21 protein-coding genes and 1 pseudogene are annotated in these 24,245 nt (G+C 65.0%); 15 read left to right on the top strand and 7 right to left on the bottom strand.

Annotated features, from left to right (window positions below):
- Positions 1-12: 12 nt before the first annotated feature.
- The 4 genes from mgtE to I6F24_RS07330 all read left to right on the top strand — a co-directional run bounded on the left by mgtE (position 13) and on the right by I6F24_RS07330 (position 3,798).
- The gene (mgtE, locus tag I6F24_RS07315) at positions 13-1,434 is read left to right on the top strand and encodes a magnesium transporter (RefSeq protein WP_036025625.1); all 1,422 of its coding nucleotides are present in this window, start codon (positions 13-15) and stop codon (positions 1,432-1,434) included.
- Between the two features lie 176 nt (positions 1,435-1,610).
- Entirely contained in the window at positions 1,611-1,928 is a 318-nt protein-coding gene (locus I6F24_RS07320; RefSeq protein ID WP_036013755.1) for a helix-turn-helix domain-containing protein, read from the top strand.
- Between the two features lie 162 nt (positions 1,929-2,090).
- On the top strand, positions 2,091-2,909 hold the full coding sequence (locus I6F24_RS07325) for an aldo/keto reductase (RefSeq protein ID WP_036013757.1): 819 nt from the start codon (positions 2,091-2,093) through the stop codon (positions 2,907-2,909).
- Positions 2,910-2,958: 49 nt separating this feature from the next.
- On the top strand, positions 2,959-3,798 hold the full coding sequence (locus I6F24_RS07330) for a hypothetical protein (RefSeq protein WP_225152414.1): 840 nt from the start codon (positions 2,959-2,961) through the stop codon (positions 3,796-3,798).
- A 937-nt stretch (positions 3,799-4,735) separates the two neighbouring features.
- Here the strand turns inward: I6F24_RS07330 and I6F24_RS07335 are convergent.
- Positions 4,736-5,130: pseudogene (locus I6F24_RS07335) on the bottom strand (DUF599 domain-containing protein); the annotation flags it as partial.
- Positions 5,131-5,205: 75 nt separating this feature from the next.
- Here I6F24_RS07335 and I6F24_RS07340 point away from each other — a divergent pair.
- From I6F24_RS07340 to I6F24_RS07355, 4 genes are all read left to right on the top strand, one after another.
- On the top strand, positions 5,206-5,868 hold the full coding sequence (locus tag I6F24_RS07340; protein ID WP_036025622.1) for a glutathione S-transferase family protein: 663 nt from the start codon (positions 5,206-5,208) through the stop codon (positions 5,866-5,868).
- Between the two features lie 275 nt (positions 5,869-6,143).
- A complete protein-coding gene (locus tag I6F24_RS07345) occupies positions 6,144-6,347 on the top strand; it encodes a hypothetical protein (RefSeq protein ID WP_085969273.1) in 204 nt (67 codons plus the stop codon).
- 156 nt (positions 6,348-6,503) lie between these two features.
- Positions 6,504-7,505, top strand: coding sequence for a hypothetical protein (locus I6F24_RS07350; RefSeq protein WP_036025621.1), 1,002 nt, complete (start codon positions 6,504-6,506; stop codon positions 7,503-7,505).
- Positions 7,506-7,547: 42 nt separating this feature from the next.
- Positions 7,548-7,988 carry a DUF1489 domain-containing protein gene (locus tag I6F24_RS07355; RefSeq protein ID WP_036015220.1) on the top strand — a complete coding sequence of 147 codons (441 nt, stop codon included), beginning with the start codon at positions 7,548-7,550 and terminating at the stop codon, positions 7,986-7,988.
- On the opposite strand, the gene panC is transcribed toward I6F24_RS07355, so the two are convergent.
- Positions 7,985-8,836: a pantoate--beta-alanine ligase gene (gene panC / locus I6F24_RS07360; RefSeq protein ID WP_036025620.1), complete on the bottom strand. Its 852-nt coding sequence runs from the start codon at positions 8,834-8,836 to the stop codon at positions 7,985-7,987. The two genes, I6F24_RS07355 and panC, sit on opposite strands and share 4 nt — an antisense overlap.
- A 282-nt stretch (positions 8,837-9,118) precedes the next feature.
- Between panC and I6F24_RS07365 the strand changes: the two genes are divergently transcribed.
- From I6F24_RS07365 to I6F24_RS07380, 4 genes are all read left to right on the top strand, one after another.
- Complete coding sequence (locus I6F24_RS07365) at positions 9,119-10,042, top strand: division plane positioning ATPase MipZ (RefSeq protein WP_036015216.1); 924 nt, start codon at positions 9,119-9,121, stop codon at positions 10,040-10,042.
- A 343-nt stretch (positions 10,043-10,385) separates the two neighbouring features.
- A complete protein-coding gene (locus tag I6F24_RS07370) occupies positions 10,386-11,246 on the top strand; it encodes an alpha/beta fold hydrolase (protein ID WP_036015213.1) in 861 nt (286 codons plus the stop codon).
- Between the two features lie 144 nt (positions 11,247-11,390).
- Positions 11,391-12,140, top strand: a complete 750-nt coding sequence (locus tag I6F24_RS07375) for a hypothetical protein (protein WP_036015211.1) — start codon at positions 11,391-11,393, stop codon at positions 12,138-12,140.
- Between the two features lie 70 nt (positions 12,141-12,210).
- A complete protein-coding gene (locus I6F24_RS07380) occupies positions 12,211-12,936 on the top strand; it encodes a DnaJ domain-containing protein (RefSeq protein ID WP_109143484.1) in 726 nt (241 codons plus the stop codon).
- Between the two features lie 230 nt (positions 12,937-13,166).
- Here I6F24_RS07380 and I6F24_RS07385 read toward each other — a convergent pair whose 3' ends face one another.
- Positions 13,167-15,017 carry a D-alanyl-D-alanine carboxypeptidase gene (locus I6F24_RS07385; RefSeq protein ID WP_225152417.1) on the bottom strand — a complete coding sequence of 617 codons (1,851 nt, stop codon included), beginning with the start codon at positions 15,015-15,017 and terminating at the stop codon, positions 13,167-13,169.
- Between the two features lie 386 nt (positions 15,018-15,403).
- On the opposite strand from I6F24_RS07385, the gene I6F24_RS07390 reads away from it, so the two are divergent.
- Positions 15,404-15,742: a phasin family protein gene (locus tag I6F24_RS07390; protein ID WP_011087913.1), complete on the top strand. Its 339-nt coding sequence runs from the start codon at positions 15,404-15,406 to the stop codon at positions 15,740-15,742.
- 73 nt (positions 15,743-15,815) lie between these two features.
- Here I6F24_RS07390 and I6F24_RS07395 read toward each other — a convergent pair whose 3' ends face one another.
- On the bottom strand, positions 15,816-17,471 hold the full coding sequence (locus I6F24_RS07395) for a TadE/TadG family type IV pilus assembly protein (RefSeq protein WP_225152419.1): 1,656 nt from the start codon (positions 17,469-17,471) through the stop codon (positions 15,816-15,818).
- Between the two features lie 479 nt (positions 17,472-17,950).
- Between I6F24_RS07395 and clpS the strand changes: the two genes are divergently transcribed.
- Together clpS and clpA are read left to right on the top strand one after the other, a co-directional pair.
- Positions 17,951-18,283, top strand: a complete 333-nt coding sequence (gene clpS / locus I6F24_RS07400; RefSeq protein WP_036015195.1) for an ATP-dependent Clp protease adapter ClpS — start codon at positions 17,951-17,953, stop codon at positions 18,281-18,283.
- Between the two features lie 286 nt (positions 18,284-18,569).
- Positions 18,570-20,978, top strand: a complete 2,409-nt coding sequence (gene clpA / locus I6F24_RS07405) for an ATP-dependent Clp protease ATP-binding subunit ClpA (protein WP_036015184.1) — start codon at positions 18,570-18,572, stop codon at positions 20,976-20,978.
- Positions 20,979-21,055: 77 nt separating this feature from the next.
- Here clpA and I6F24_RS07410 read toward each other — a convergent pair whose 3' ends face one another.
- The 3 genes from I6F24_RS07410 to I6F24_RS07420 form a co-directional block, all read right to left on the bottom strand.
- A complete protein-coding gene (locus I6F24_RS07410) occupies positions 21,056-21,505 on the bottom strand; it encodes a PEGA domain-containing protein (protein ID WP_036025610.1) in 450 nt (149 codons plus the stop codon).
- 123 nt (positions 21,506-21,628) lie between these two features.
- Entirely contained in the window at positions 21,629-23,050 is a 1,422-nt protein-coding gene (locus I6F24_RS07415; protein WP_225152421.1) for an MFS transporter, read from the bottom strand.
- Between the two features lie 132 nt (positions 23,051-23,182).
- The gene (locus I6F24_RS07420) at positions 23,183-24,208 is read right to left on the bottom strand and encodes an aldo/keto reductase (RefSeq protein WP_036015181.1); all 1,026 of its coding nucleotides are present in this window, start codon (positions 24,206-24,208) and stop codon (positions 23,183-23,185) included.
- Positions 24,209-24,245 lie beyond the last annotated feature (37 nt).

Raw genomic sequence — 24,245 nt, forward strand, 5'->3', positions numbered from 1 at the left:
GCGAGGCGCGCCATGGATGAACATCTGGACGTTGCCCCATCGGCTGCGGATTCGGTACTCGACCACGTGCCGATGCGCAATGAAGACGGCGATATCAGGCACGAATTCGTCGAGGAGGTCGCCCGTGCGATCGAGGCCGGGGACAGCGCGGCGCTGCGTGCCTGCGTCGCGGAGCTGCACGAGGCCGATCTCGGCGATCTGATCGGCGCCCTCGAGCCCGACGACCGCGTCCGCCTGGTCGAGCTCACCGGCCGCGATTTCGATTTCTCGGCGCTGAACGAGGTCGATGAGACCGTCCGCGAGGAGATCCTCGAGGAGCTGCCGCCGGAGACGGTCGCCGAGGGCGTCCGCGAGCTCGAATCCGACGATGCGGTCGAGCTCTTGGAAACCCTCGGTGCCGAGGAGCAGGAAGAGATTCTGGAGAAGCTGCCGCTCAAGGAGCGCGTCGCGCTCGAGCGCAGCCTGCTGTACCCGGAGAACTCCGCCGGCCGCCGCATGCAGACCGAGTTCATCGCCGTGCCCCAGGATTTCACGGTCGGCCAGGCGATCGACTACATGCGCGAGACGCCGGATCTGCCCGACCGCTTCTACGAGATCTACGTCGTCGACAAGGAACAGCACTGGCAGGGCGCGGTGCCGCTCGACGTGCTCCTGCGCACGCGCCGGCCGGTGGCGCTGACCGAGCTCACCGACGAGGACCGCCGCCGCGTCTCCGTCCTGGAGGACCAGGAAGAGGTGGCGCGCATGTTCGGCAAATACAATCTCGTCGCCGCGCCCGTGCTCGACACCCAGGATCGCCTCGTCGGCGTCATCACCGTCGACGACGTCGTCGACGTCATCGAGGAGGAGGCGGACGAGGACCTCAAGGCGCTCGGCGGTGTCACCAGCGACGAAGAGCTGTCGGACACGTTCCTCACCATCGCCCGCGGCCGCTTCAACTGGCTGCTGGTGAACCTCGCCACCGCGTTCCTGGCGTCCTCCGTGCTCGGCCTGTTCGAGGGCCAGCTGGAGAAGATGGTCGCGCTCGCGGTGCTGGCGCCGATCGTGGCGAGCCAGGGCGGCAATGCCGCGACCCAGACCATGACGGTGGCGGTGCGGGCGCTGGCGACGCGCGAGCTCGGTTCCTCCAACGCCTGGCGCGTGGTGATGCGCGAGGCCCTGGTGGGCCTCGTCAACGGCCTCGCCTTCGCCGTGATCACCGGCATCGCCGCGGTGGCCTGGTTCAAGATCCCGGGCCTCGGCATCGTCATCGGGCTCGCCATCGTCTGCAACCTTGTAGCCGGCGCGCTCGGCGGCATCCTGATCCCGATGGCGCTGGATCGCGTGCGGGCCGACCCGGCGGTGGCGTCGGGCACGTTCGTGACCACCGTGACCGACGTCGTCGGCTTCTTCTCCTTCCTCGGGATTGCGACGCTCTGGTTCGGGTTGAAGTAGGTCTCACCCCATCGTCATTCCGGGGCGCGCCACTTGGCGCGAACCCGGAATCCATTTGTCCGCGTCGACGCTGCGCAATGGATTCCGGGCTCGCGCTTCGCGCGCCCCGGAATGACGACAACCGTCTTTAATCCGACTTTAAGCGACCTGCCGCATCATCGCCTTTGCTTGGGGGAATGGGCATGCGGTTGCGGCTGAAGGCGGACGGACGGATCGTCGAATTGCGGAATGGGCAGGAATTTCCGGTCCAGCCGCTTTCGGTTCAGCCGACGGCCAATGCGGCGCCGTCTGACACCGGCCCGCTCGCGGTGCGCGATCTGCGCCGGCGCGCCTGCCTGACCCAGATGGAGTTCGCGGCCAGGCTCGGCGTTCCCGTCGAGACCATCCGCAACTGGGAGCAGGGCAAGCGCGCCCCGCGCGGCCCGGCCCGCGCACTGCTCACGGTGATCGCGCATGCCCCCGACACGGTGTTCCAGGCGCTCGCCAAGACCTGACGCCAAGACCTGACGCCAAGGCCTGACGCCAAAGGCCTGACGCACAACCTCCCGTTAGGCCTGCATCGAATATCCCGCCTGGCTGCCGCGGCTTCCGTTGGCAGTATCATCGACCGGGTCCATAATGACGTCTGGGGCTGTCGCAACGGAAGAGGATTCCTCATGCTGTTCGTCGAGGCCAATGGCGCAAGGATTCCGGCGATCGGTCTCGGGACCTGGGAGCTGAGCGGAAGGCCGGCCGCGCGCGTGGTCGAGCAGGCGTTACGGCTCGGCTATCGCCATATCGACACCGCGCAGGTCTACGACAATGAGCGCGAGGTCGGCGACGGCTTGCGCGCCTCCGGCGTGCGCCGCGACGACGTATTCCTCACCACCAAGGTCTGGACCAACCATTTCGCACCCCATGATCTCGAACGCTCGGTGAAGGAGAGCCTCGCTCGCCTGCGGCTTCCCTCGGTCGATCTGTTGTTGCTGCACTGGCCCAATCCTCATGTGCCGCTCGCGGAGACGCTGGGCGCGCTGTCGCATGCAAAGACGATGGGCCTGACCCGCCACATCGGCGTCTCCAATTTCACCGTGGCACTGATCGAGCAGGCGGTCGCGCTGTCGGCGGAGCCGCTGGTCTGCAACCAGGTCGAGTATCACCCCTATCTCGATCAGGCGAAGGTACGGGCGGCCTGCGACCAGCATGGCCTTGCCCTCGTCGCCTACAGCCCGATCGCCAAGGGCCGCATCAAGTCCGACCAGACACTGGCCGAGATCGGTCGCGTCCACCGCAAGACGGCGGCGCAGGTCTGCCTGCGCTGGCTGGTGCAGCAGAATGTCGCTGCGATCCCGCGCACCTCGCGCATCGAGCGCCTGTCGGAGAACATCGAGATCTTCGATTTCGAGCTGTCGGAAGACGAGATGGACCGGATCGCCGCGCTCGCCAATCCGAAGGGACGCCTGACCGACTTTGGCTTCGCCCCGAAATGGGATTGAGAGGGACCCGGGGTATGCTAGGACCGCGGGGGCAACCCAAGATCGGTCGATGGAACTGGGGAAGATCATACGGACGGACATTGCCGCCTCGGCAATCGCCCATCTGACGTTGGTGGCGCTGATCATCGTGATTAGCGAGGTCCGTCCGTTTCATAGCCAGCCGCCCGAAACCGTCGCGGTCGACATCGTCACGCCGGAGCAGGTGAAGCAGGAGGAAACCAAGGCCGAGGAGAAGAAGGAAGAGGCGAAGCCGCCAGAGCCGCTCCCCGATCTGAAGCTGCCGAAGCCGGATATCACCGACAAGGCGGAGGCATCGAAGCCTGCGGCCAGGCCGCAGGCGGCAGAACCATCGCCATCACAGCAGGCCTCGCCCGAGCCGCAGCAGAAGCAGCCGCAGGCCTCGAAGCAGCGTGAGGCCAACGCGCCGCCGCCGCCGCAGGCCGCGCCGCCGCCGGCCTATCAGACGCCGCAACCGGACGTCACCATCAAGTACGGGGTCATGCTGGGCTTGCCGCCCGAATTGCCGGTCGAGCCGAAAGGCGCCAAGGATGACGGCGGCGATGCCAACGATTCGATCGCTGCGAAGCTTCCGCCCGAGGTCATCGCGGAGCTTCGCCGTCACTTGCGCGGCTGCGCCAAGCTGCCGCCCGGCGTCGCACCGACCGACAACGTTCATGTCAAGCTGCGCACCGTGTTCGCCACCGACGGCACGCTGGCGCGCGAGCCCATCCTGATCGAGGCGCCGCCGTCCGCCAAGGGCGTGGCCATCGTCAAGTCCGCAACGAGCGCGCTGCAGAACTGCCAACCCTACAAGATGCTGCCGGCCAATCTGTACGGGGAATGGAAGGTGCTGGATCTGCCGTTCAGCCCGAAGGATTTCGGCGGATAGCACGTCGTCGTGTAGCCCGGATGGAGCAAAGCGTAATCCGGGGCTGCGCGCTCGGCATCTTGCGCTGTCCCGGATTACGCTTGCGCTCCATCCGGGCTACGGGAGCAGGGTGTTTCGCTTCTCTGTCAATCTGCCTGCGCTAAAATATTCCACTTTACCGAAATTCGGAAATGACGTATGTGTCGCCCATCCCGGCTCAATCTCGAGGGGCGATCATGCGGTCGTCATTGTCGCGAGCCGGGCTTGCGGTGGACGCGGCAGCGTCGTGTACGAGAGCTGAGGGCAGGGCGGATTGCTCTCCGTGAGCCCGAGGCTTCGTACGGACGAGCGGCGCTGTCAGGTTCGTCGCGCCGGCATTTCGATGGCAACGTGCACAACGCCGTCGAACCCTGCGGCGCCAACGAACCGCGCGTACGGCAAAACCGTGTGGTCCTGGCCGTCGTTGCTACGGCCAAGCTCTGGCGAATGCGGCCCTCGCGTCAACCGGCGCGGTGCCGGCGACTTTCGCGGGAGTGAGGGAGGCCAGAGGGAACTCGGCTCCCGGGAGAGCGCGGCATAAGCCGTCCGACCATCGCGCAGGGAAGGCCGTGTGTTGGGCTTCACCTGTATGCTGCTGTGCGGTTCTTCCTGCGTGTGCTCCAGCGCAGCGGACCGCGGGTGCCGCCGGCACCCGGCCTTCCCTGCGCCCTCTTGCATCTGAGGGCGGCGAGACGAAGCAAAGCTCGGGCGAAGCAGCCGCGAGATCGCGAAGGCATGTCTGTGATCCGATCTCGTGCCCCGGACGCAGCGCAGCGTCCCCCCGGCGATGCGAAGCATCGTCCGGTTCGACGATGCGCTGCAGAGCAGGGGCCCATGCCTCCGAGCAATCCGTGTGGCGCTGGGTCCCGGCTCTGCGCCGCAACGCTTCACGCGTTGCAGCTTGTCCGGGACACGTGGCTCAATGCCCTCGCTTCATCCCCTCACCACCATCCACCGCCCCGGTGCCATCGCGGCCCAGGCGCTGGACGCGAACTGCCGCCGCCAGGTCACGACCACGACCGCTGCCGTGGTCACGAACAGCACCCAGGGGCTGACGAACCAGCCGAGATAGCCGAGCGCGAAGAAGAAGGCACGCTGGCCGCGGTTGAAGTGGCGGCCGGCGGATTCGAACAGGCGCGAGGTGCGGATGACGTGGGCTTCGGCCTCGGGGGTGTCGCGCTGTGAGGCCGGCGGCATACCGCCAAACAGGATTGCGACATAGTTGAACAGGCGATAGGCCCAGGCAAATTTGAAGAAGGCGTAGACGCAAATCAGCACGAGGCCGACGCATTTCAGCTCCCACAAAGCGGGCGAGCAACGATTGATTGGCGGCAGGCGATGGCGCTAAAAAGCGGCTGCAACTGCAGGACTAAACGAAGGACCAGTGACATGGCTGCGCTGAAACTCGCGATCGGCAACAAGAACTACTCGTCATGGTCGATGCGGCCCTGGCTCGCGCTCCGCGCCAACGACATCCCGTTCGTGGAGACGCTGATCCCGCTCTACACCGACGATCCCGCCGACAAGGCGCAGATCCTGTCCTTCAGCCGCGCCGGCAAGGTGCCCGTGCTGGTCGACGGCGACGTCACCGTGTGGGATTCGCTTGCCATCATCGAGTACGTCGCCGAGCGCTATCCGGAAGCGAAGCTCTGGCCTGACGACGTCGCCGCGCGCGCGCATGCCAGGTCGGTATGCGCCGAAATGCATTCCGGCTTTGTGGCGCTGCGCAACGAATGCGGCATGAACCTGCATCGGCCGATCCGCGCCGTGGCGCTGTCGGCGGATGCCAAGGCGAACATCGCGCGCATCGAGGAGATCTGGCGCGAGTGCCGCACCCGCTATGGCGCACAGGGACCGTTCCTGTTCGGCCGCTTCGGTGCGGCGGACGCCATGTATGCCCCCGTCGTGCACCGCTTCCGCACCTATGCGATCGAGGTGGCGCCGGACACCAGGGCCTACATGGAGACCATGATGGCGCTGCCGGCGTTCCAGGAATGGACCCGGGATGGACTGGCCGAAACGCTCGTCATCGCCAAGTTCGAGGACGCCTGAGCGGCAGTCCGACCGGCGCCGGCCGGAGGCGGGGACGCCAGCCGATCGGGAGGAGGGTGCGACAGGCCTGCGACATGTCGGCGGAATAAGCAGCTCCGCCGGTATCATCGCCCCACCGGCTGTCCCGTTATCATCCTGAAATAACTGCAAAAATTGTGCGCGGGCCATGCCGGCATGGCGCTGGCCAAAAGCATCGGACGCGTGCTATACAGCCGCCCGGGTTTCCGGCCGGCCCTCGCAGTGGGACACTGGGCGAGGCGGGCGCTGTTTGAGTAATGGAGAGGGTGTTGAAGCACAAATTCCCCGTGGGAACGCGCGTCCTATTCACGGCCAGCAATGTCGCGCGTCCGGCTGCGAGCGGCGCGTATGAGGTCATCCGTCTGCTCCCGACCGAAGGCGACGACTGCCAGTATCGGATCAAAAGCTCGACCGAAGCCTTCGAGCGCGTCGCCAAGGAAAGCCAGCTCGCGCTCTCCTGAAGGCCGACGCCGTCAGTGCATAGGCGCCTCCCGGGAATTGTACTCTGCCGCCGTCAAAAGGCCCGCTTCACCTTCACAAGGGTGGGCGGGGGCAGTTGCCGACTCGCGGTGCTCGCTTGACCATCCGCTCTTTGCTCGCGTGAGGGGACGTCGCGCATGAACTGGGCATGGGCCACTTCGCTCGACCAAATCTGGCTCTCGCCGGCCTTCCCGATTTGGATGACGCTGGCGGCTGCCGGATTCTTCGGATTGATTCTGCTGATCACGCTGTTGCGCGCCGACAGATCGGTCGCGAACGGCGCGCTGACCGTCATTACCCTGCTATCCATCGCGATCGCCGGCGCAGCCACGGTGCGTCTCTATGGACCGGACGCGCCGTCCGCTCCGGCCGAGGCGCGCGCGCAGGCTGTGGTGAGCGCGAGTCTGCCTGCGCTGTCCTGTCTCGACGATCTCGCCGGCGATGCCGTTGGCGCCGGCTGCGAGAAGGCGCTGTTCGGCGCGCCTGACGCTGCGGCCGCGGCGGTCTCCTACACCGCCGCTAGGATCGACCGCCTGACCGCGCTCGGCGATGTCGCCACGGCGGAGAAGAGCCTGACCCTCGACATGAAGGTGCTGCGCAAGTCGCTCGAGCGAGATCGTTACGGTCTCGTTGCACATGTGCTGGTGGCGCGTGACGGCTGCACGCAGTTCGATTGCGCCGCGTTCCGCTCGCTGACCGACCAGCAGCAGGTTGCCGCCAACATGGACTCCCATCTCTACGAGACCCTGGTCGCGCGCTATGCGCCGACCTGGAACGCGCCCGCAGCAGCCGCAGCGGCGATGCCCGCCAACGCCGCGCTCGCCGGACTGCCGCCGTCAATGCCGACGGGCAGGCCGACCAATGCCGAGTTCCCGAGCGCGTCCTCGACGCCGCCGGTGAGCATCATGAATCCGGAGCCCACGGCGGCGACGCGCCAGGCCGCGCCGGCCGCAAATGCGGCGGCAGCACCGCGTGCGCCGGCCGCGGCCTCCGCACAGGCCGCAGCGCCTCCGGCATCGAGCCCGCCGGCTGCGAAGAAGCCGCCGCCCCAAAAGGCTGCGCGTGCGCCTGCGGCGCCGGTTCCGCTCGCGCCGCCGCCGGCCTCGACCGCCGCGCCCGCGCCTGCGGATAACGAGTAGATCGGCATTCCAAATGCTGGGTTGCCCGGCTAATGCTTGGGCATGCCACTCCATCTGATCAAGCTCGCCGTCGGCTGCGACTCCGTCAAGGAATTGAAGGAGTGGGTGGCCGAACGGATGCAGACCGCCAAGAAGAAGGGTCTGCCGCAACATCACATCCACATCACGCGCATGGTGCCCAAGCGCGACGCCGAGATCCTCGCCGGCGGCTCGCTCTACTGGGTGATCAAGGGCGAGATCGCCGCGCGCGAAAAGATCATCGGCATCGAGCCGTTCCGCGACAAGGACGGCATCGGGCGCTGCCGGATCGTGATGCAGCCGAAAGTGATCTCGGTCTCGCCGCGGCCGATGCGCCCGTTCCAGGGCTGGCGCTATCTGACCGACGATTCCGTGCCGGCCGATCTCGGCAAGTCAGCGGCCGGCTCGATTGCGGCGATGCCGGAGCCGATGCGGCGCGAGCTGCGTGACCTCGGACTGCTCTAAACAGCCATATTGTCGATCAGCCGGGTGGTGCCGAGCTTGGCTGCGACCAGGATCCGCAAGGGGCCGTCCTTGCGCGAGGTGACCGGTGCCAGCGTCTCGGCATGGCGGACCTCGTAATAGTCGAGCACCAAGCCGGCCGCCTTGACCATGTCCGCACCGCCGGCCATCGCCGGCGCGATCGAATCGCCGGCACGGATGCGCCCGGCGCTCTCTCTCATGGCGCGGTAGAGGACAATGGCGGTCTGGCGCTCCTCGGGCGAGAGGTAGACGTTGCGCGAGGACATCGCGAGTCCGTCGCGCTCGCGCACGGTGCGGGAGCCGATCACCTTGACACCGAGGTCGAGGTCGCGCGCCATCTGCGTCACCACGCGCAATTGCTGGAAATCCTTTTCGCCGAAGATCGCGACATCCGGCCGGACTTGCGTGAACAGCTTGCCGACGACCGTGGCGACACCGCCGAAGAAGTGCGGGCGGAAGCGGTCCTCGAGGCCGGCGAGCGCCGGCCCCTCCGGCGCGATGCGGGTGGCAAACCCCTCCGGATACATGGCCGCGACGCCCGGGTGCCAGACGATATCGACGTCCTCGGCCGCGAGCTTGGCGATGTCGGACTTCCAGGTGCGCGGATAGGCGCCGAAATCCTCGGTCGGAGCGAACTGGGTCGGGTTGACGAAGATCGACACCACGACGCGGCTGGCGCGCCGCTTGGCGAGGCGAACCAGCGACACATGCCCGTCATGGAGTGCCCCCATGGTCGGGACCAGTGCGATCGTGGCCTTTCGCTTGCGGAGATTGTCGACGGCGCGTCGCAGGGCGGGGACCGTGCGGGCGATCAATGGGCTTGCTGACATTGGGACTCGACGATTGGGAAGCGGCGCAGGTGCGGGCGTCGCGCCCGGCCGGCTAACCTTAACAAGCGGCGATCGTGGACGCCATGCATCCGGATGCGGCACAGCATCCCGCGCAAGGCGGCGTAGAACGTCGCGACATTTTGGGCTGGATCACAGACGAAAGACGGCGCCGCGACACATCGTGAGAACGGCGCGTTGCAATTTGCATTTCCTGTCACGCATTTCACTTGACCGCTGACGCGGTCAACTCGAAGATATTCGCAAGGGGTGTTGAGGATCGCCATGCTTGTGCAGGCTAGCCAAGGCCAATCCGGCTCGGCGCACGTGGTCGTGCTCGGCAACGAGAAGGGCGGCTCCGGCAAATCGACCACGGCCTTGCACATCGCCGTTGCACTTCTGAAGGCCGGCCAGCGCGTCGCCACCATCGACCTCGATTGTCGCCAGCAGAGCTTCACGCGCTACATCGGCAACCGGTCCGCCTGGGCGCAACGTACCAAGCTCGACCTCGAGCTGCCGGTGCATCGCTGCATCAAGCTCGGCGAGACCATGCAGATTGCCGAGAACGAGAATTCCGAGTTCCAGCAGTTCATGGAAGCCGTCTCCGCGGTCGAGAGCAGCTTCGACTTCATCGTCATCGATACGCCCGGAACCGACAGCTATCTGATGCGGCTCGCGCATTCGATGGCCGACACCCTGGTCACGCCGATCAACGACAGCTTCCTCGATTTCGACGTGCTCGGCACCGTCGATCCCGCGACTTACGCAGTGACGGGCGAGAGCCACTACGCCGAGATGGTGCGTGACGTCAGGCGCAAGCGACGCCAGCTCGACGGCGCGACCACCGACTGGATCGTCGTGCGCAACCGCCTGTCCATGCTCGGCTCGCGCAACAAGCAGCTCGTCGCCGAGGGCCTGAAGGATCTGTCGCTGCGGCTCGGCTTCCGCTACGTCGACGGCTTCGCCGAGCGCGTCGTGTACCGCGAATTCTTCCCGCGCGGCCTGACCGCCCTCGATGATATCGACGAGGCCACGCTCGGCATGCGGCCCAATCTCGGCCATCTCACTGCGCGGGAGGAGGTGACGAGCCTGCTCCGCCAGCTCAAGCTCCCGCTCGACGAGCGCGGCCGCCGCCGCGCGGCCAACCGGGCCGAGTGGTTCAGCCAGGTCGACAAGCCGCTCGAGGTCCACGATATCCTCGGCGCCTGACCTCGCGGTATAGCGCTACTCCCGGCCGATCCGGGCCCTCGGCTGGCACGGGAACCGGGACTGCGCCGCGCGCGTTTTCACCCTGCGTTTACCGCGAGTCGAACCCGATCAAGGCCGGTTGCGTCGAATCGGGACCTGCACCCTCACGTAGCGGTATGAGAATGGGGTGCTCACCGAACGAGTGCAACGCACAATGAAAGGGCTCCCGATTCACAACATTTAGCCTTCCTGTCACGCTGCTGTGACATATATTAGGGAATAGGCGACAAGGGGACGAAGAGCCCCGGAGAACACGATTTTCAACAGGGATTCAGGCCGCTTAGGCCTGAGGCTGAGGACGAAAATGAAGCGTGGAATTGCCGTTCTGGTTTCGGTCAGTGCCCTCTGCGGCATCGCCTATTTCACGGCGAGCAAGTGGGCGATCAAGCACGAGACCATCACATTCTACGATGCCTCGCGCGATAACCGTCCGGTGCCTGTTTCCATCGCGGTGCGCCGCGACAAGGAAATGCAGGCCAATGCCGGCATGATCAAGCTGCCCGTCGCGGTGATCAATCACGGCAACACCGTCAAGAACACCGAATACGGCTTCCTCGCCAACATCTTCGCTGCGCGCGGCTACATGGTCATGAGCCCGCAGCACGATCTGCCGACTGATCCTCCGATGGTCACCAAGCCCGGCGAGCTCTATGTCGGCCGGCTGCCGCAGATCCTGCGCGGCGTCGCCAACATCCATCTCGCCGTGCACGAGATGAAGAAGGTTCAGCCCAACGCCGATTACGACAAGGTTACGATGGTCGGCCATTCCATGGGCGGCGACATCACCATGTACTTCGCCAAGCAGTATCCGGATGAGGTCAAGAAGGTCGTCACCCTCGACAATCTGCGCGTGCCCTTCGTTACCGCGGGCAAGTTCAAGATCCTGTCGTTCCGCTCCCAGGATCCGCAGTTCAAGGCCGACGCCGGCGTAATTCCAACCGACGAGGAATGCGAGCAGGCAGGCATTCAGGTCGTGAAGACCGAGTTCCAGCACAACGACATGCGCGATACCGGTCCGGATGTGGCGAAAAGCTCGATCCAGAGCATGCTCGACAAGTTCCTGAGCGCGACCGACAGCGAGATCGCACCGGTCGACACGCAGTCCGCCCCGCCCAAGATCCTGGAGCCGGGCCCGGTCGCCCTGATGGCTCCTGCCAAGAGCTGACGTCCAAGAGCTTACCGAGCTGACGTCGTCGCAAGGCTGCACCAATCGTCGAAGCCTCCGCCGGCGCCCGCCCGCGGAGGCTTTGCGCATTGACCGGGCCGCATGCGCTGACCACATTAGCTTCTGACGCAAGGTGTAGCTGCGATGTCGGGCGAACCCATCAAACCGCGCGGCCGCGATGCCGTCTCGGCGCGAGCAGACGGCGTGCTGCCGCAAGCGCAAACCTCGACCTCGGAAGACATCGCCGCGTTCGTTGCCAAGGCGCGGACCCTCTCGCCGCATGCCCCGGGCGCAAGGGGGCGGCTGATCTTCGCGCTGGATGCGACCATGAGCCGGCAGCCGACCTGGGACTTGGCCTGCGCGCTCCAGGCCGACATGTTTCGCGAGACCGCAGCGCTCGGCAGTCTCGACATCCGGCTGGTCTATTATCGCGGCCTCAACGAGTGCCGAGCCACGGCTTGGATTTCCGACAGCGCCAGGCTGGCGACGCTGATGAGCAAGATCGATTGCCGCGGCGGCGATACCCAGATCGGCAAGGTCCTGAGCGAGGCCAGGCGCGAGGCAGTAGCATCCGGCGTGCGGGCCGTGGTCTTCGTCGGCGATGCCATGGAGGAAGACATCGACGAGCTCTGCGCCAAGGCCGGCGAGCTCGGCATGCTCAAGGTGCCCGTATTCGTCTTTCAGGAGGGCCATGACGCGGTCGCCGAACAGGCCTTCCGCGAGATGGCGCGGCTGACTGGCGGTGCCTGGTGCCGGTTCGATCCCGGTGCGGCAGCGCAGCTGCGCGAGCTGTTGCGGGCAGCTGCGGCCTATGCCGCGGGTGGACGTGAGGCGCTGTTGAAGCTGGCTGGAAGCGTGAGTGGCGCGGCGAAGTTGATCAGCCAGATGAAATAGCGGCCCGGCCGGTGCGGCTTGCGGCGCTGGGCGCCATGCTTTTTGACAACAGCACGACTATATTCCGGCCATGACCCTGATCGCCGGCGCTGTCGCCGTTATCACGCTGTACCTGCTGCTCCAGATGTTCCGCTCCGCCAATCCAGCGGTGCTGGCGCGCACCCTCAAGTTCGGCGGCGGCGTGCTGGCGCTGGTGGTTGCGGCCTTCACCGGCTTGCGCGGCGAGCTGGCGGTTGCGATCCCGCTCGGAATTTTCGGCGCGGGCCTGCTCGGCTGGACACCACTCGCGAATGCCGGCTTCGGCAATGTCGGCGGGCTGTTCGGCGGCGGTGCGACGCGCCCGTCCGGGCAGGCCTCGCGGGTGCGCTCGCAATTCCTGGACATGCGGCTCGACCACGATTCCGGCCAGCTTTCTGGCCAGATCGTTGCGGGGCCTCATGCCGGGCGCAATCTCGACGAATTCGATCTCGCCGGCTTGCTCGCGATGGTCCCGACGTTCGACGCCGAGAGCGTGGCCCTACTTGAAAGCTATCTGGACCGCCGGTTTCCCGCTTGGCGTCAGAACGCGCAGGGCGATACGGCAGGGCGGCAGCGCCGCACGGCGGCGAGCAGCAAAATGACGGCGGAGGAAGCCTATCAGATCCTTGGCTTGCAGCCGGGAGCGGGGCGCGACGACATCAGCCGGGCCCACAAGTCCCTGATGAAGAAACTCCATCCCGACCAGGGGGGCTCGACGTATCTCGCTGCCCGGGTAAACGAGGCCAAGGATACTCTGCTTCGCACGCATAACGGCTAACTCCGGCACCAACGCTACAAACGCCCGTACCGCGTGAGCTCCGTTTGCTCTGTCTGCCGTCGCCCGCCCTTGTCGGCGTGGTCGATCCCCTTGAGCAAAGTTTTAACCGTAAATCCTTGACGAGAGGTTGTCGTGGAACAGCCTTGTCCGGAGCCTGCGGCATCACCGCCTCACCAAAACGAAAATGCCCGCGCAAGGCGCGGGCATTTGGTCTGGAGCGGAGATGGAAATCAGTTGCGAACGGTGATGCAGGAGATCTCGGCACGCTTCAAGGTGCGGCAGACGGCTTCGGCCTGATCTCGCTCGAGCCCGGCGAAGCGGGCGCGGTAAAGCTTGCGATTGTCCTTGGCTACGACCGGCTCGGTGAACGGGTCCGCCTTGCTGAGCAGGCCGCGGGCCGAGTTGCGGGCCGCGTCGATGCGCTGCTGAGCTTCGTTCTCGCTCTCGAGCGCACCGACCTGGACGATCCAGCCGCTGTGGATGACGGCGGGCTTGGTGGTGGCGCTCATCTGGATCGGCTGCGGCGCCGGGTCGGCCGAGGCGAGCTTGGGAGCGGCTGGAGCCGGTGCGGCGGCGGTTGCCGCCGGCAGCACGCCAAGAATGCCGTTGCCGGTGCCGAAGCCCGCCGGCTGCCGCGGCAGTTCGGTGCGGGCCATCTCGGCCTTCGGCGCTTCCGGCTGGCTCACCGCCTCCGGCTTGTTGATGAGATCTGCCCTGGCGACGACGGCACCGGAGGTTTCCGCGACGTCGGAACGGGGCGGGACGGTGCTGGTGACCGGCGGCGCAACGACCTGGACACCACCCTGGGCCGGAGCGGCGGAGGCGACCTTCACGGCGCCGGCCTTGACCTGAACGGTCTTGACCCGAACCGGCTTCATCGGCTCGGACGAGCCGGGGATGATGGAGAGCGGCTGGCTCGAGATAACGCCATTGGTGAGCGGCGCCGGCTCCACCTTGGACTCCGTCGGCCGAGCTTCGGGTTTGGAGTGAGCGGGCGGCATCGCCGCAGTCGCTGCGGCCAGCGTCGACAGACGCGCTGCGAGGCGCGAAGGGGTTGCTTCGGGAGCAGGGGCCGCCGCTGCCTGGACCGGCAGGGCGGGCCGCGCCGGCGTATCCGAGGCATCGGCGACATCGACGTTGGCATCAGCGCCGTTGCGCTCCGTGACTGCGGCGACGGTGCGGACGGTCGCGCCCTTTTCGATGTTCTCCGCGAGCAGGTTGCGCATGATGGCGTCGCGCGAGCCACCGCTGCGGCCGCCGAGCACCACGCCGATCAGGTGGCGGTTGCCGCGGCGGATCGAGCTGACGAGGTTGAAGCCGGAAGCGCGGGTGTAGCCCGTCTTGATGCCGTCCACGCCTTCGACACTGCCGAGCAGGCGATTGTGGTTGCGGATCGACTGTCCGCGCCAATTGAACGTCGAGGTTGCGAAATAGCGATAGTAGCGGGGGAAGCGCTCCTGAATGGCGCGACCCAGCGTGGCCTGGTCGCGCGCGGTCGTGACCTGCTCGTCGTTGGGCAGGCCGTTGGCATTGCGGTAGACCGTCCTGGACATGCCGAGCGAACGCGCCTTGCGCGTCATCATCCGGGCGAAGTCGTCCTCGTCACCGGCGATCGCTTCCGCAATCACCACGGATGCGTCGTTGGCCGAACGGGTGACCAGGCCCTTGATCGCGTCCTCGACGCGAATGGTCTGGCCGGCACGCAGATTCAGCTTGGTCGGATCCTGGTCGGCGGCGTGCTTGGACACCGGCATTTCGGTGTCGAGCTTCATCTTGCCGGATTCGAGGCGCTCGAACAGCAGATAGAGCGTCATGATCTTGGTCAGCGAGGCCGGGTGGCGGATCGCGTCAGGGCTCGTCGCCTGGAGCACTGCGCCGGAATTGCCGTCGATGATGATGGACGCGAATTTCGAGCTGGAGCTCTCGGACACGTCGTGCTGCACCCGGTGGTGCGCGTAATGTCGACGATGGCGCCGTGCCTCGGCTGCATCGACGGTGAAGATGACTGCGGTGGTGACCGTAAGAAGCCCGAAAACGCCAACCCGCGCCCAGCGCGAGGCAGACAAGTTTTTACGAAGCATGGAACCCCGTCCCCGTTTCTGACTTGATCACCGGCTCGTGAGGCGAAATTGTGCCCGACGGACCCGGGATCATTACCTGCTCAGGCTGTCCCTCCGCTGGTGTTGGCCGCGGGGGACGTTGGACCCGAGCCGCTGTTCTGGCTAAGGTGATGTTCTCAAACGGCTTTTGGCCGCTCGCGGAAGTGACCACGTCCAGGGAATCAAGGTAGGGTGGCCCGGTTTCCAAAAGCTTAAGGAACCCTTGCGGGAAACCCCGGGAATCTCTGCGATTTGCGCCGGATTTGTGCGACGCACAAGATTCTTGACTTTTTTGTGCGTTGCACTAATTTTGGGCGGAGTCAGGGAGCCGGGGCTTCCCGACGCGAGCCAGGGAAAAGGATTCCGAAATGTTCAAGGTTGAAGACTTCCAGAGCTACGGGAAAGAGCAGTTCGAGCAGTGCGTTGCCTCCGCGACCTCGGTGCAGCACGGCCTCCAGGCGATCGCCAGCGCCTATGGCGACTACACGAAGAAGTCGTTCGAAGACACCAAGTCCTTCGTCGAGAAGCTTTCCGGCGTGAAGTCGCTGGACAAGGCGATGGAAGCGCAGACCGATTTTGCCCGTTCCGCCTATGAGACCTTCGTCGCGGAATCGCAGAAGATCGCCGGCCTCTACAGCGACCTCGCCAAGCAGGCGTTCAAGCCGGTCGAGACCATCGTGTCGAAGTTCACCCCGGCCGCGAACTGACGCATCGGTACGAGCCTGAAAGCAAAAGCCCGGCCGAGTTGGCCGGGCTTTTCATTTGCGGATGCTGATCGGACTATTTCGCGACGCGCAGCTTGGAAATCTGCGTCAGGATGTTCTTGAACGCGTCCGAAGTTTGAGCGGAACTCGTGATCATTTGGAAGTTCCCGTCGGTTGCGCATTTCTCCAATACCTGAGATTTCGCGTCCGCATTGTTGATGTTGACCTGAATTGTAAAGATCGTGATCGGGTTTGCCTTGTCCGCCTTGATATTCTCGCAGAGGATCGCCTGGCGGGCGTCGATCGCGGACTGGGAGGTGCTCCAGCGGTTCTGGGTATTCAAGCCGTCAGACAGCAGCACGATATAATCCTTGTAAACGTAGTTGCTGGCCTTGGCCGGTGCCGCGATCGGCGGGTTGGTCGTGCTGAGGGATTGCCAACCCCAGGCAAGACCAATGGCCTGGTTGGTATTGCCGCTCGGCGACATCGCCGTGATCTGATCCTTGAGCGTCTGCCACTGATTGCTCATCGGAAACACGGTGGCTGGAAGGCAACCCGACCACTGCTCGGCATAGAACTGCGAGGAGGGGCTCCCGCTGCCCGAACCGGGTGCGGAGTTCTTGGTGTCGTAGTCCTGATCACGGTCGTTCACGCAGCCGGTCCAGGTGTTGTGACCCGGTGCTGCCGCAGCCGTTGCTGTGGTCCCATCGCCGCGCCAGAGATGGCAGATCTTGCCCGAGCCGCTCCCTGTGCAGGTGCAACTCGTGCTCGATCCACAGCTTGCGCTCGCCCCGGTGGCGGTGGTGTAGCAGCCGTTGTAGTAGATGCCGGACTTGCCTGAGATCTTGCTGCCATTGTCTCTGCTCGGGCAGATGTAACCGGCATAGGTGCCGGTCGACGGTATCTTGCTGGTGGTGTTGGCGCCGCTCAACGTGGCCGGCCGATCCATGCAGACAAAGCCGTGGGTGGAGTACGAAAAGGGGCAGTTCGATCCGCCGATGGCCGAATTGAAGGCGCTGGACTTGTTGTTGACGAGGATCGGAGGCTCGGCCTCCCATTCAGTCCAGTTGATCCATGAGGCATTGACATTGGTCGTGCCGACATTGACGTCTTTCGAGAATGGAATGATCGAGATGTAAACGTCGCCCGTCTGCTTGTTGTAGTTGGACAAGGTGGTGATCATGTCCTTGGCCGCGGCTTGCATGGCCGTCATTTTGCCGTTCTGGGCCATCGATCCCGTGTTATCCAGGACCATTGCCACCCGCATGCGCGTATTTCCCCACGCCGCAGTCGAACTGCCATTGTATCCAAGCGTCGGAAAGCCCGCGATCTTCATGAAATCGGTCGGCATGGCGCCCGATCCGGTGACCACGACGTTCGAAATTCCATTGGAATCCTTCGGGGTGTAGGTGGCATGGATGTCTGCGGTCGAGACCAAACCGGGGCGACCCGTATAGAGACCGCTAAAATAGGATTTTGCCTTGGCCTCAACTTCGGACTCCGAGATGATGCCGTTGGTGAGGTCTTTGGAGACCATCAATGCTGCGGAATCGAGCGCAGACTGCAGCGAGGTGCGTGCGTGGACGGCCCGGCTGTAGTCCAGCGCGGCGCCGACAAAACCCAGCACTGGAACGAGCGCAATGGCGAAGATCACTGCGATATTGCCTTGCTCGGCCGCTGCGAAACGGGCGAGTTGTCGACCAAGGCGGCTGACGAGGGGCAGACCAGACATGACGATCCCCGAAATCTGTGTTTTGCCCGATTTCGCGCCATGCCATTGAATGGCAGGTAAATTGGACCGTAGAAAAACGGGGCGTTTTGCGGAAAACCGTCGCAGCCGGGTTAACGGCCGGGTTCCTGGTCAACACGTTCCAAACGTGCCGGGCGGAAATTTTTGTCAAATCGCTCCGGATTGATTAACCTGATCAGGATCGCCCGGACCGGGAATCGGGACTGCTGCGACCGCATGGGCTGAACCCCCGCGTGCTTGCGGCGGGCCGGGGGCAGGGCCATATTGCTGGCGAGCGATCCGGCCTCGACCGCATTTGCCGGGAGCGGCGATCCAAGGCGGCGCGCCTGCGCCAGGCTCCGAAGGGTGGGGTCGCGCGGTGACCGCCATTCGCTTCCGTGGGGAATTTGAACGCCTGTGCCATGCTGCAATTGACTTCCAGCCTCGATCTGTCCGCGCCAGCCGCTGCCGACGCGCCTCGCATGAGCAATGACGACAACCGTTCGGGTACTCCCTCGGGTCCGAGCACGTCGGTCATCACCAAGGTCAAGCCCAAGACCAAGCGGCCGAACCTGTATCGCGTGCTGATCCTGAACGATGACTACACGCCGATGGAGTTCGTCGTTCACGTGCTGGAGAAGTTCTTCAACAAGGACATCGAAGCTGCGACCAAGATCATGCTGCACGTCCATCATCACGGGATCGGCGAGTGCGGTGTGTTCACCTACGAGATCGCCGAGACCAAGGTGACGCAGGTGATGGATTTCGCCCGCAAGCACCAGCACCCGCTGCAATGCGTGATGGAAAAGAAGTAAGGCGGCTTGCGGCTCGCTTGAGGCCGTCTCCTGTACAAGCCGCAGTGTGATTGTCGCGTAGCGGCTGCGCGCGGTGGGCTGCAGCCGGCAAAACTACGGAATTCTGCGCCGGCGCCGATCCCGCCCAAATCGGAACGGGTTTTGCATCGAAAATGCCGCAAGTGTGTCGCCGCCGAGTCGCGGAACCGGTCTTTCGCCGCGGTCTTGTATAACTATATGTGACAAAGGTTGTTGTTGCCTGACCGGGCGATGACGATCATGATGGTGGGGGCCATAGAGGACGCGAATGCCGACTTTTTCCCAAAGCCTTGAACAATCCCTGCATCGTGCGCTGGCGATCGCAAATGAGCGTCATCACCAATACGCGACGCTTGAGCATCTCTTGCTCTCATTGATCGACGACTCCGATGCAGCCGCCGTCATGCGCGCCTGTAGCGTCGATCTCGACAAGCTCCGTACGAGCCTCGTCAACTACCTTGAGACCGAATTCGAGAACCTGGTGACGGATGGCGCCGACGACGCCAAGCCGACCGCCGGTTTCCAGCGCGTGATCCAGCGCGCGGTGATCCATGTGCAGTCGTCCGGTCGCGAAGAGGTGACCGGCGCCAACGTGTTGATCGCGATCTTCGCCGAACGCGAGAGCCATGCCGCGTATTTCCTGCAGGAGCAGGACATGACGCGTTACGACGCTGTCAACTACATCAGCCACGGCATTGCCAAGCGGCCGGGCGTCTCCGAGGCGCGGCCGGTGCGCGGCGTCGACGAGGAGACCGAGACCAAGGGCAACGAGGACGCCAAGAAGAAGGGCGAGGCGCTCGAGACCTATTGCGTCAACCTCAACAAGAAGGCGCGCGACGGCAAGATCGATCCGGTGATTGGACGCAATTCCGAAATCAACCGCGCGATCCAGGTGCTGTGCCGCCGGCAGAAGAACAACCCGCTGTTCGTCGGTGAAGCCGGCGTCGGCAAGACCGCGATCGCAGAAGGGCTCGCCAAGCGCATCGTCGACAGCGAAGTGCCGGAGGTGCTGGCGGCGGCCACCGTGTTCTCGCTGGACATGGGCACGCTGCTTGCCGGCACGCGCTATCGGGGCGACTTCGAGGAGCGCCTGAAGCAGGTGCTCAAGGAGCTCGAGGCGCATCCCAACGCCATCCTGTTCATCGACGAGATCCACACCGTGATCGGTGCGGGCGCGACGTCGGGCGGGGCGATGGACGCCTCGAACCTGCTCAAGCCGGCGCTGGCCTCGGGCACGATCCGTTGCATGGGCTCGACCACCTACAAGGAATATCGCCAGCACTTCGAGAAGGACCGCGCGCTGGTGCGGCGTTTCCAGAAGATCGACATCAACGAGCCGACGGTCGAGGATGCCATCGCGATCCTCAAGGGCCTCAAGCCGTACTTCGAGGACTATCACCGGCTGAAGTACACCAATGAGGCGATCGAGGCGGCGGTGCAGCTCTCATCGCGCTACATCCACGACCGCAAGCTGCCCGACAAGGCGATCGACGTGATCGACGAGTCCGGCGCGGCGCAGATGCTGGTCGCCGAGAACAAGCGCAAGAAGACCATCGGCATCAAGGAGATCGAGACCACGATCGCCTCGATGGCTCGGATCCCGCCGAAGAGCGTGTCGAAGGACGACGCCGAGGTGCTCAAGCATCTCGAGCAGACCTTGAAGCGCACCGTGTTCGGGCAGGACAAGGCGATCGAATCGCTCGCCGCCTCGATCAAGCTGGCGCGTGCCGGCCTGCGCGAGCCGGAGAAGCCGATCGGCTGTTATCTGTTCTCTGGCCCCACCGGCGTCGGCAAGACCGAGGTCGCCAAGCAACTCGCGGCGACGCTCGGCGTCGAGCTGCTGCGGTTCGACATGTCCGAGTACATGGAGCGGCACACCGTGTCGCGCCTGATCGGCGCGCCTCCCGGCTATGTCGGCTTCGACCAGGGCGGCCTGCTCACCGACGGCGTCGACCAGCATCCGCATTGCGTGGTGCTGCTCGACGAAATCGAGAAGGCGCATCCCGACCTCTACAACGTGCTCCTCCAGATCATGGACCACGGCCGGCTCACCGACCACAACGGCAAGCAGGTCAACTTCCGCAACGTGATCCTGATCATGACCACGAATGCCGGCGCGGCGGATCTCGCCAAGCAGGCGTTCGGCTTCACCCGGTCGAAGCGGGAAGGCGACGATCACGAGGCGATCAACCGGCAGTTCGCGCCGGAATTCCGCAACCGTCTCGATGCCATCGTCTCGTTCGGCCATCTCAGCGTCGAGGTGATCGGCACCGTGGTCGAGAAGTTCGTGCTTCAGCTCGAGGCGCAGCTCGGCGACCGCGATGTGACCATCGAGCTGTCCGAGCCGGCGAAGGCCTGGCTGGTCCAGCACGGCTACGACGAGCAGATGGGCGCACGTCCCATGGCGCGCGTGATCCAGGAGCACATCAAGAAGCCGCTGGCCGACGAGGTGCTGTTCGGCAAGCTCAAGGGTGGCGGCCACGTTCGCGTCGTCCTTGTCAAGGACGAGGCCGACGAGACCAAGGAGAAGATCGGCTTCGAATTCGTCGAGGGCCCGGTCACGCCGAAGCAGGAGAAGCTGCCCGGCACCCGCAAGCGCCCGCCGGGCAAATCCAAGCCGGGTGGCCCCGGCGGCTCAAAGGGGCCGACCTCCAAGGGGCCGCTGGTCAAGGTTTGATCGGCACGTGATGAAATCGAAAAGGCCGGCTGCAAAGCCGGCCTTTTTGTTTGCACCGATGTCTGCGCGAGGAGGCCTTACGTTCCGGCCTGCGGTTCGCGCGGTGGCCGCGGCTTTCTCGGTGCGCGCGGTGCTGCGTGCGGGACCGACGGCTGCATCGTCACGATGACCGGATTCGGCTTGTGATCGGTCGCGGCTCCGGTCGCTGCGTCGACGCCCATGCCGACGATACCGCCCAACAGGAGATTGCCCGCAAAACCCGCGGCTCCGCCCGTCTGGACGTCCCGGCTGAGCGGAACGATTTGCGGCTGATAGCCTTCCTTCTGGAAGGTGATCGAGATGTCGGCGTTCCGCTTGACGACCACGGAGCAAGGGGTCGTGCAGGTGGTCGGAACGTCCATTCCGCTGACGACGGCTTCCACGCCTGATGGTGTCGATGAAATGCTGATATTCTCCGTCGTACCGCGGGTGACCGACGCGCAGCCGCCCAGCATGACGCTGAGCGCCACAATTCCAAATGAACGCATGAAATGCCCCTTGTCCCACCGCCACTATGCGCAACCGGGGCGGGAGGGCAATAGGCCATTGCTCCGAATAGTTAAGCCACGCGGAGGTTGTGCACGACTACGCGCGAACCGGGTCGGGTCCGGCTATTCACCCCGCAGGCGCTGATCGTCCTGCACGCGGACGTGCTCGGCACCGCGCGCGCCGGCTGTGGAGAGCCGCAGCATGCTCAGCATCGCGCCGCACAGCGCAAATCCAACGCCGACAAGGAGCGCCAGCCTGGTCCCCTCAAGCGGATACCGTCCGAGCAACAGCGCCACCAGCGCCGCTCCGGTGGTCTGGCCGAGCAGGCGCGCCGTCCCCAGCATGCCGCTGGCGCCGCCGGCGCGCTCGCGCGGGGCGGCTGCGATCATGGTGCGGTTATTGGGGGTCTGGAACAGACCGAAGCCGGCGCCGGCGAGCGCCATCCGCCAGATCACGTCGAGCGGCGTTGGCGTCGCCGGCAGGAAGGCGAGCGCGCCAAGGCCGCAGGCGAATAGCGTGAGCCCAATACCGCCGAGCAGGCCGGCCGGATAATGCTCGACCAGGCGGCCGGCGAGAGGGGCCGCAACCGCCAATGCGATCGGCCATGGCGTGATCAACAGGCCCATATGCACGGCCGAATAGCCGAAGTGGCTCTGAAGATAGAAGGGGATCGCGACGAAGGCCAGCATCTGCCCGCAGAACGATGCGATCGAGGTCGCAATCGACAGCGCGAACACGGGGATGCGCAGCAGGTCGATTGGCAAGAGTGGCGAGGTCATGTGAGTCTCGCGATAGATCAGCAGCGCACCCGCGGCGATCGCGATGGCAAACTGCACGAGACAGGTGATCGCGGCCTCGCCATGACCGACGTTGTCGACCGCCGCGATGCCGACGCCGAACGTGATCGCCGACAGCCCTGCACTCTGCCAGTCGAAGGAGCGGCTCGCGGGCTTGGTGTGCGGCAGGCTGCGCAGGCCCAGCACCAGTGTCACCACGCCGAGCGGCACGTTGATCGCGAACAACCAGGGCCAGCTTCCGACCGCGAGGATGCCGGCGGCGAGCGTCGGGCCGATCGCAGCCGAGAAGGCGACGACGAGCGCGTTGAGCCCGATGCCGCGGCCGAGCAGGCTGCGCGGATAGGTGAAGCGCACCAGCGCGGCGTTGACGCTCATGATGCCGGCCGCGCCAAAGCCCTGGAGGATGCGCGCGATCGTCAGCAGCGGCAGCGTGTGGGCCAGCGCACAGAAGGCCGAGGCCAGCGTGAACAGCGCCAACCCGACCAGATAGACGCGGCGATAGCCGACGATCTCGCCGAGCGAAGCCAGCGGCAGCAGCGAGATCGTGATCGCGAGCTGGTAGCCGCTGACGATCCAGATCGACAAGGCCGGGGTCGCATCGAGATCGGCCGCGATCGTCGGCAGCGCCACATTGACGATGGTGCTGTCGACCACCGCCATGACGATGCCGAGCGCAATGGTCAGCACCGCCTGATTGCGTTGCGGCTGCGGCAGGCCGTCGGCATGCTCAATGGTGACTGTCGACATCGTGAGCGGCGTATCGTTGGCGAATCGGACTCGGCCACATGCCGAGTATTGCGCCAACAGGGCAGGGCCGCGATAGTTCCGGAACCGGCCGCCAGCGCGCCGGCTTACCCAAGCGCGCTTGATGCAGCTGTCCTACACCGCCGGTGGATTGCGGTCGCTGAAGGTCACGCGCTGGTGCCAGTAGGGATAGGGCAGCGTCACCGTGCTCGCGGCATCGAGCTTTGCGACCTGGTCCTTGGTCAAGGACCAGCCAACCGCGCCGAGATTTTCGCGCAGCTGGGTCTCGTTGCGTGCGCCGATGATCAGCGTCGAGACCGTCGGACGCTGCAGCAGCCAGTTCAGCGCGATCTGCGAGACGCTCTTGCCGGTCTCCTTCGCGATCTCGTCGATCGCATCGACGACACGGTAGACGTGCTCGTCCGAGACGGGCGGTCCGAATTCGGCCGTCTTGGGCAGGCGGCTGACTTCCGGTTTCGGCTGACCGCGGCGGATCTTTCCGGTGAGGCGCCCCCAGCCGAGCGGCGACCAGACCACGGCGCCCAACCCCTGGTCGAGGCCGAGCGGCATCAACTCCCATTCGTAGTCGCGCCCGATCAGGGAATAGTAGGTCTGGTTGGCGACGTAACGCGGAAAACCGTGCTTGTCGGCGACGCCGAGCGACTTCATCAGGTGCCAGCCCGAGAAATTCGAGACGCCGACATAGCGGATCTTGCCGGCGCGCACGAGCACGTCGAGAGTCGAGAGCACCTCTTCGGACGGCGTGAAGGCGTCGAAGCCGTGGAGCTGGAAAAGATCGATATAATCGGTGCCGAGCCGGCTCAACGAACCGTCGATGGCTTTGAGCAGGTGCTCACGCGACGAGCCGATATCGTTGGGACCGTCGCCAAAGCGGAAGGTCGCCTTGGTCGAGATCAGGACCTTGTCCCGGCGACCCTTGATGGCCTCACCGAGCACCCGCTCGGACTCGCCGAGCGAATAGACATTCGCGGTGTCGAACATCGACACGCCGGCCTCGAGGCAGATGTCCAGAAGACGCCGCGCCTCGGTCGCGTCCGTCGTGCCCCATGCCGCAAGGCGGCCGACGCCGCCGAACGTGCCCGTTCCCAGGCTCAAGGCAGGCACCATAAGGCCGGACCGGCCCAAGCGTCGGTATTCCATCGATCTGCTCCTTGGCTGGCCGCTGATGATCGTGGCG

It is taken from the genome of Bradyrhizobium sp. BRP23, assembly GCF_020194135.1.
GTDB lineage: Bacteria > Pseudomonadota > Alphaproteobacteria > Rhizobiales > Xanthobacteraceae > Bradyrhizobium > Bradyrhizobium yuanmingense.

Coding starts and splice junctions, on each gene's coding strand:
- I6F24_RS07395 (WP_225152419.1), bottom strand. CDS start 17,471: ATGTCTGGTCTGCCCCTCGTCAGCCGCCTTGGTCGACAACTCGCCCGT.
- I6F24_RS07340 (WP_036025622.1), top strand. CDS start 5,206: ATGGCTGCGCTGAAACTCGCGATCGGCAACAAGAACTACTCGTCATGG.
- I6F24_RS07345 (WP_085969273.1), top strand. CDS start 6,144: ATGGAGAGGGTGTTGAAGCACAAATTCCCCGTGGGAACGCGCGTCCTA.
- panC (WP_036025620.1), bottom strand. CDS start 8,836: ATGTCAGCAAGCCCATTGATCGCCCGCACGGTCCCCGCCCTGCGACGC.
- I6F24_RS07330 (WP_225152414.1), top strand. CDS start 2,959: ATGGAACTGGGGAAGATCATACGGACGGACATTGCCGCCTCGGCAATC.
- I6F24_RS07380 (WP_109143484.1), top strand. CDS start 12,211: ATGACCCTGATCGCCGGCGCTGTCGCCGTTATCACGCTGTACCTGCTG.
- I6F24_RS07390 (WP_011087913.1), top strand. CDS start 15,404: ATGTTCAAGGTTGAAGACTTCCAGAGCTACGGGAAAGAGCAGTTCGAG.
- I6F24_RS07385 (WP_225152417.1), bottom strand. CDS start 15,017: ATGCTTCGTAAAAACTTGTCTGCCTCGCGCTGGGCGCGGGTTGGCGTT.
- I6F24_RS07365 (WP_036015216.1), top strand. CDS start 9,119: ATGCTTGTGCAGGCTAGCCAAGGCCAATCCGGCTCGGCGCACGTGGTC.
- mgtE (WP_036025625.1), top strand. CDS start 13: ATGGATGAACATCTGGACGTTGCCCCATCGGCTGCGGATTCGGTACTC.
- I6F24_RS07325 (WP_036013757.1), top strand. CDS start 2,091: ATGCTGTTCGTCGAGGCCAATGGCGCAAGGATTCCGGCGATCGGTCTC.
- I6F24_RS07350 (WP_036025621.1), top strand. CDS start 6,504: ATGAACTGGGCATGGGCCACTTCGCTCGACCAAATCTGGCTCTCGCCG.
- I6F24_RS07415 (WP_225152421.1), bottom strand. CDS start 23,050: ATGTCGACAGTCACCATTGAGCATGCCGACGGCCTGCCGCAGCCGCAA.
- I6F24_RS07375 (WP_036015211.1), top strand. CDS start 11,391: ATGTCGGGCGAACCCATCAAACCGCGCGGCCGCGATGCCGTCTCGGCG.
- I6F24_RS07410 (WP_036025610.1), bottom strand. CDS start 21,505: ATGCGTTCATTTGGAATTGTGGCGCTCAGCGTCATGCTGGGCGGCTGC.
- I6F24_RS07420 (WP_036015181.1), bottom strand. CDS start 24,208: ATGGAATACCGACGCTTGGGCCGGTCCGGCCTTATGGTGCCTGCCTTG.
- clpS (WP_036015195.1), top strand. CDS start 17,951: ATGAGCAATGACGACAACCGTTCGGGTACTCCCTCGGGTCCGAGCACG.
- I6F24_RS07370 (WP_036015213.1), top strand. CDS start 10,386: ATGAAGCGTGGAATTGCCGTTCTGGTTTCGGTCAGTGCCCTCTGCGGC.
- clpA (WP_036015184.1), top strand. CDS start 18,570: ATGCCGACTTTTTCCCAAAGCCTTGAACAATCCCTGCATCGTGCGCTG.
- I6F24_RS07355 (WP_036015220.1), top strand. CDS start 7,548: ATGCCACTCCATCTGATCAAGCTCGCCGTCGGCTGCGACTCCGTCAAG.
- I6F24_RS07320 (WP_036013755.1), top strand. CDS start 1,611: ATGGGCATGCGGTTGCGGCTGAAGGCGGACGGACGGATCGTCGAATTG.